The organism is Mesorhizobium sp. M5C.F.Ca.IN.020.29.1.1 (genome assembly GCF_003997375.1).
In the GTDB taxonomy this organism is placed as follows: Bacteria; Pseudomonadota; Alphaproteobacteria; order Rhizobiales; family Rhizobiaceae; genus Mesorhizobium; species Mesorhizobium wenxiniae.
Map to the genome: position 1 here is coordinate 1 of NZ_RZSW01000503.1, position 4,662 is coordinate 4,662.

General features: G+C 62.7%; 6 protein-coding genes. 2 read left to right on the plus strand and 4 right to left on the minus strand.

What is annotated here, in order from left to right; translation table 11 throughout:
* The 4 genes from rplD to tuf all read right to left on the minus strand — a co-directional run.
* Nucleotides 1-609: 50S ribosomal protein L4 (rplD, locus tag EOA85_RS28215; protein ID WP_127211950.1), on the minus strand; the 609-nt coding region annotated here is incomplete at its 3' end.
* A complete protein-coding gene (gene rplC, locus EOA85_RS28220) occupies nucleotides 609-1,355 on the minus strand; it encodes a 50S ribosomal protein L3 (RefSeq protein ID WP_095520652.1) in 747 nt (248 codons plus the stop codon). The genes rplD and rplC, both read right to left, overlap by 1 nt.
* A gap of 94 nt (nucleotides 1,356-1,449) precedes the next feature.
* A complete protein-coding gene (gene rpsJ / locus EOA85_RS28225; protein ID WP_006205468.1) occupies nucleotides 1,450-1,758 on the minus strand; it encodes a 30S ribosomal protein S10 in 309 nt (102 codons plus the stop codon).
* 63 nt (nucleotides 1,759-1,821) lie between these two features.
* Entirely contained in the window at nucleotides 1,822-2,997 is a 1,176-nt protein-coding gene (gene tuf, locus EOA85_RS28230) for an elongation factor Tu (RefSeq protein ID WP_029352152.1), read from the minus strand.
* 308 nt (nucleotides 2,998-3,305) lie between these two features.
* On the opposite strand from tuf, the gene EOA85_RS28235 reads away from it, so the two are divergent.
* Nucleotides 3,306-4,193 (plus strand): DMT family transporter, encoded by an 888-nt coding sequence (locus EOA85_RS28235; protein WP_127211951.1) that lies wholly within the window; start codon nucleotides 3,306-3,308, stop codon nucleotides 4,191-4,193.
* Nucleotides 4,194-4,269: 76 nt separating this feature from the next.
* Nucleotides 4,270-4,662, plus strand: a 393-nt coding sequence (locus EOA85_RS28240; RefSeq protein WP_245486086.1) for a GFA family protein, incomplete at its 3' end; no start/stop codon positions are given.

Consider the following 4,662-nt stretch of genomic DNA (forward strand, 5'->3'; position numbering starts at 1 on the left):
CTCCTCGAGAGCCTCGACGGCGGCCTTCGAAAGGACCAGCGTGCCGCGGCGCAAAATGTCGTAGACGTTGATGCCCTGGATGGGCAGCACGTCGATGTTCGGGATGTTCGTCGCCGCCAGCTTGAAGTTCTTATCGAGCTCGGCGCCACCGATCACCAGGGCATTGGACAGGCCCAGCGTCGCGAAATTCGCGATCAGCGCCTTGGTCTTGGCCTCGGTCAGCATCAACTCGTCGATGATGATGAGCGACGCGCTCTTGGCCTTGGCCGAGAGAGCATGCTTGAGGCCCAGCGCGCGCACCTTCTTCGGCAGTTCGTGCTCGTGGCTGCGGACGACCGGGCCGTGGGCCTTGCCGCCGCCGCGGAACTGCGGAGCGCGTGCCGAATGGTGGCGGGCGCGGCCCGTACCCTTCTGCTTGTACATCTTGGCGCCGGTGCGGGCGATCTCGGCGCGACCCTTGGTCTTGTGCGTGCCCTGCTGCTTCTTGGCAAGCTGCCAGCGCACGACGCGCTGCAGGATGTCCTCGCGCGGATCAAGGCCGAAAATCTCCTCGGAGAGTTTCACCTTGCCGGCGTCCTTACCGCCAAGCGTTGTGATCTTGAGGTCCATTATTCCGCTCCCTCTGTGGCCGGGGCATCTACTGTGGCCGGGGCATCGTTCTTGGCGCCATCACTGGTTGCAATGACGCGGATTGCGGCGGGCTTCGGCGCATTGGCCGGCAGCGCAAACTTGGCCGCGTCGCGGACCAGGATCCACGCGCCCTTCGAACCGGGAACCGCGCCGCGGATCAGGATCAGGCCGCGATCGGCGTCGGTCGAGACGACCTCGACATTCTGCGTGGTGACGCGGGTGTCGCCCATGTGGCCGGCCATATGCTTGCCCTTGAACACCTTGCCCGGGTCCTGGCGCTGGCCGGTCGAGCCGTGGGTACGGTGCGAGACCGAGTTGCCGTGGGTCGCGCGGCCACCGCCCATGTGGTGCCGCTTGATAACGCCCTGGAAACCCTTGCCGATCGTGGTTCCTGTCACATCGACCTTCTGGCCGGCGACGAAATGATCGACAGTGATCTCGGCGCCGACATCGATCATGTTGTCGGCGGAGACACGGAATTCGGCAACCTTGGCCTTCGGCTCGACGGAAGCGGTCGCGAAATGGCCGCGCATCGCCTTCGACGTGTTCTTCACCTTAGCAAGGCCAACGCCGAGCTGGACGGCGGTATAGCCGTTCTTCTCCTGCGTGCGCTGCGCCACGACCTGGCAGTTCTCCATCTGGAGAACAGTGACGGGAACATGTTCCCCGGCATCGTTGTAGATGCGGGTCATTCCCACCTTCTTTGCAATCACACCTGAACGCATCGGTTCAATTCCTTTAGAGTTCCCTGTCGGGGCTGTCGCCCCTCCACGCCTCTTGTTCCTTCAGAGTTCCGGGTCGCCCCGCCCCTCTGGTTCCTTAAAGCTTGATCTCGACGTCGACACCGGCGGCAAGATCGAGCTTCATCAAAGCGTCGACTGTCTGCGGGGTCGGATCGACGATATCGAGCAGACGCTTGTGCGTGCGCATCTCGAACTGCTCGCGGCTCTTCTTGTCGACGTGAGGCGACCGGTTGACCGTGAACTTTTCGATCCGCGTCGGCAGCGGAATGGGGCCGCGGACGTTGGCGCCGGTGCGCTTGGCCGTCGACACGATTTCCCGCGTCGAGGCGTCAAGCACCCGGTGATCAAACGCCTTCAGGCGGATGCGGATATTCTGTCCGTTCATGCGTCACTTCCTTGTTCTGGCGCGGCGCGGGCAGCGCCCGCGACAGATCGGTTTAAGTCCAAATTACTCTTTGATGGTGACGACGATGCCGGCACCGACGGTGCGGCCGCCTTCACGGATGGCGAAGCGCAGCTTCTCTTCCATGGCGATCGGCACGATCAGCTCGACATCGACGGTGATGTTGTCGCCAGGCATCACCATCTCGGTGCCTTCCGGCAGCGACACGATGCCGGTCACGTCGGTCGTGCGGAAATAGAACTGCGGACGGTAGTTGGTGAAGAACGGCGTGTGACGGCCGCCCTCGTCCTTGGTCAGGATGTAGGCTTCGGCGACGAACTTCTTGTGCGGCTTGACCGTGCCGGGCTTGGCCAGAACCTGGCCGCGCTCGACACCTTCGCGGTCGACACCGCGCAAGAGCGCGCCGATGTTGTCGCCGGCCTGGCCCTGGTCGAGCAGCTTGCGGAACATCTCGACGCCCGTGCAGGTCGTCTTGGTGGTCGGACGGATGCCGATGATCTCCAGCTCCTCGCCGACCTTGACCACGCCGCGCTCGACGCGGCCGGTCACCACCGTGCCGCGGCCCGAGATCGAGAACACGTCCTCGATCGGCATCAGGAACGGCTTGTCCAGCGGACGAACCGGCGTCGGGATGTAGTCGTCGACCGCAGCCATCAATTCGCGGATCGAATCCTCGCCGATCTTCTTGTCGGAGTCTTCCAAAGCGGCAAGTGCCGAACCCTTGACGATCGGAATGTCGTCGCCGGGGAACTCGTTCTTGGTCAGCAGCTCACGCACCTCGAGCTCGACCAGTTCGAGCAACTCGGCGTCGTCGACCTGGTCGACCTTGTTCAAGAACACCACGATCGACGGCACGCCGACCTGACGGGCCAGCAGAATGTGCTCGCGGGTCTGCGGCATCGGGCCGTCGGCGGCCGACACCACCAGGATCGCGCCGTCCATCTGCGCGGCACCGGTGATCATGTTCTTCACATAGTCGGCGTGGCCGGGGCAGTCGACATGGGCGTAGTGGCGGTTGGCCGTCTCGTATTCGACATGCGCCGTCGAGATGGTGATGCCGCGCGCCTTCTCCTCAGGTGCCGCATCGATCTGGTCGTAGCGCTTGTATTCGCCAAAATACTTGGTGATCGCCGCCGTCAGCGACGTCTTGCCATGATCGACATGGCCAATCGTGCCGATGTTCACATGAGGCTTTGTACGCTCGAATTTACCTTTTGCCATAGTCTCTTTCCTTGGACGGCCTGGACCTTCAGTTCAGTCGAATGCGGGGCGCTTAGCGACAACGGCCGAAAAACACAAGTGCCTTGTGGCCGGGGGGCTTTCTCACCCGGTCTGAACCCATGATCCGGTTTTCGGGGATGTGGCGCGGATATAGGAACGAACAAGAAGGAATGGAATGGCCGAAGATAGGTTCCGCGGGTACCGGCATTCAGCGGGTGGACATCGCCGCTCCCGCCTGTTCGCCGTGCCGGATTTCCAGCCGGATCTGGCCCATTGCCGGTGTGACGCCGGTCTGATTTCCTGATCCGATGCATTTCATTCCGATCGCCATCCGCGGCCCGCTGTTCATGATCCTCTCGACCAAGTCCTATGTCGTCAACGACACCATGATGAAGCTGGCGACGGTGGGGCTGCCACCCTATCAGGTGTTGTTTCTGCGCGGGACGGCGGCAACGCTGTGGGGCATCCCGTTGCTGCTTTCGCTAGGTTACGCCAAGCAGATTCCGCTGATCCTCGACAGGAGAGTGTTACAAAGAAACCTGCTCGAGCTGGCGGCAATCCTTTGCTACGTCGTGGCGCTCGCCAACATGCAGATCGCCGATTCGACCGCCTTGGGGCAGATCACTCCCCTGCTCATGCTGATTGGCTCCTCTATCCTGTTTCACGAACGGATCGGCGGGCTGCGCATGGCGCTGATCGGGTTCGGCTTCATCGGCGCGGTGATGGTGGCGCAGCCGACCATGCAGGGCATCTCGGTCTACGCCTTGCTGGCGCTCGGCAATGCGGCATTCGCCGCCGCGCGCGATCTCGCCGGGCGGCGGATCGCCGCCGACGTGCCTGGAATGATCGTCGCAATTTCCGCGGTGGTGGTGGTGCTGGTCGGCTCAGGCGCTGCGCATCTGATGTCGGAACGTTGGGTGATGCCCGAGACGCATCATTTGCTGCTGATGGCCGGGGCCGGCTTGTTCCTGATCTTCGGCCACTTCTTCATCTTCATGGCCTATCGCGACGGGCCGACCGGCGTGGTGGCGCCGTTCTATTACTGCTTCACCGTCTGGGCGGTCATTTCGGGTCTGGTGGTGTTCCAACAGTTGCCGAACGCGCTGGCGATCAGCGGCATCCTGCTGGTGGTGGCCAGCGGGCTGACCATCGTGTCGCTCGACGAGCGTAGGCGCCGGCTGACCGTCGTCGCATAATTTGGCAGTGGTGACCAAAACAACGGTTACACCACAATTTCAACTTGGCCGCTGTCCGCAAAAAATGGAGAAACCTGTGACAAGCAAGGAGAATGCCGGCAACCGCACGCTTGCCGGAAAATGCCTGTGCGGCGCCGTACAATACGCGGTGGCCGACGAGTTCATCAACGCCGCCAACTGCCACTGCTCGAACTGCCGGCGCACCACCGGTTCGGCCTTCAAGCCGTTTGCCGGCATCGAGCGTGAGAGACTGAGCCTGACCAAGGGCGAGGACAACCTCCTGATCTTCGGCGACGAGACCGGCCACGACGTGCACTGCAAGACCTGCGGCTCATTGCTCTATTCGGTCGTCCGGGACGGCGCCTTCGTGCACGTCGCCATGGGAACCCTCGTCGACGAGCCGACCATCCGCGCGACGCAGCACATCTTTGTCGGCTCCAAGGCGAAGTGGTTCACGATCGCCGACGAC

Excerpts from the sequence above, each read along its gene's own strand:
- rplC (WP_095520652.1), bottom strand. The coding sequence starts at position 1,355 with ATGCGTTCAGGTGTGATTGCAAAGAAGGTGGGAATGACCCGCATCTAC.
- rpsJ (WP_006205468.1), bottom strand. The coding sequence starts at position 1,758 with ATGAACGGACAGAATATCCGCATCCGCCTGAAGGCGTTTGATCACCGG.
- tuf (WP_029352152.1), bottom strand. The coding sequence starts at position 2,997 with ATGGCAAAAGGTAAATTCGAGCGTACAAAGCCTCATGTGAACATCGGC.
- EOA85_RS28235 (WP_127211951.1), top strand. The coding sequence starts at position 3,306 with ATGCATTTCATTCCGATCGCCATCCGCGGCCCGCTGTTCATGATCCTC.